The 822-nt window shown below is 64.7% G+C and carries 1 rRNA gene and 1 pseudogene; one reads left to right on the top strand and one right to left on the bottom strand.

The window, feature by feature from the left end:
- Nucleotides 1-380: pseudogene (locus AB0B50_RS07055) on the top strand (hypothetical protein); the annotation flags it as partial.
- Between the two features lie 119 nt (nucleotides 381-499).
- On the opposite strand, the gene rrf reads toward AB0B50_RS07055, so the two are convergent.
- Nucleotides 500-616: ribosomal RNA gene (rrf, locus tag AB0B50_RS07050) — 5S ribosomal RNA — on the bottom strand.
- Nucleotides 617-822 lie beyond the last annotated feature (206 nt).

Genomic DNA, 822 nt, shown 5'->3' with positions numbered 1-822 from the left:
CGTCGGTTGTCGCGACGGTCATCACGGCGGTCGTCACGCCGGTCGTCACGCCGGAAAGCGGGACGGTCACCATCGCGCCGGTCGTCGCGACGGAAGCCACCACGGTCACGGTCGTCACGACGCGGCCCGCCGGACCGGTCGTCACGACGGAACGGCGGCCGCCCGCCACGATCCCGGTCGCCGTCACGGCGATCGTCCCGGCGGTCGTCGCGACCCCGGTAGCCACCGCCACGGTTGTCATCGCGGCGGTCGTCACGGCGGAAGCCGCCACGGTCGTTGTCGCGACGCGGAGCCCCGCGGTATCCGCCCCGGTCACCACCGTCCCGGCGGCGCTGCTCGCGCTCCGGACGCTCGTCGGGAGAGTTGGTGGACATCGGTGACTCCTAGTCTTCGGTACCGCAGTCATTCTTGCGCAGCATGGGTGCCGGCGCGCTTCGGCAAAAACAAAAGGACCCCTGGTCCCAGCGTGAACGCTGGGACCAGGGGTCCTCCAAAGATTGTTCGGCGGCGTCCTACTCTCCCACAGGGTCCCCCCTGCAGTACCATCGGCGCTTTGAGGCTTAGCTTCCGGGTTCGGAATGTAACCGGGCGTTTCCCTCACGCTATGACCACCGAAACCCTATGAAATACCCAGCGGATCAAGATCTGCCGGGTCTCAAACAGGGCAGCGAACAAGCACACTCTTCAATTAAGTAGTGACGCTGTTCAGCCGACACAACTGTTCGTTGTTTCAGAACCAACACAGTGGACGCGAGCAACTGAGGACAAGCCCTCGGCCTATTAGTACCAGTCACCTCCACCCGTTACCGGGCTTCCAGATCT

The sequence above is a fragment of the Streptomyces sp. NPDC041068 genome, assembly GCF_040647455.1.
Lineage (GTDB): Bacteria > Actinomycetota > Actinomycetes > Streptomycetales > Streptomycetaceae > Streptomyces.
The sequence above is the reverse complement of the archived record's forward strand: the minus strand, read 5'-3'. Positions and strand labels throughout refer to the sequence as shown.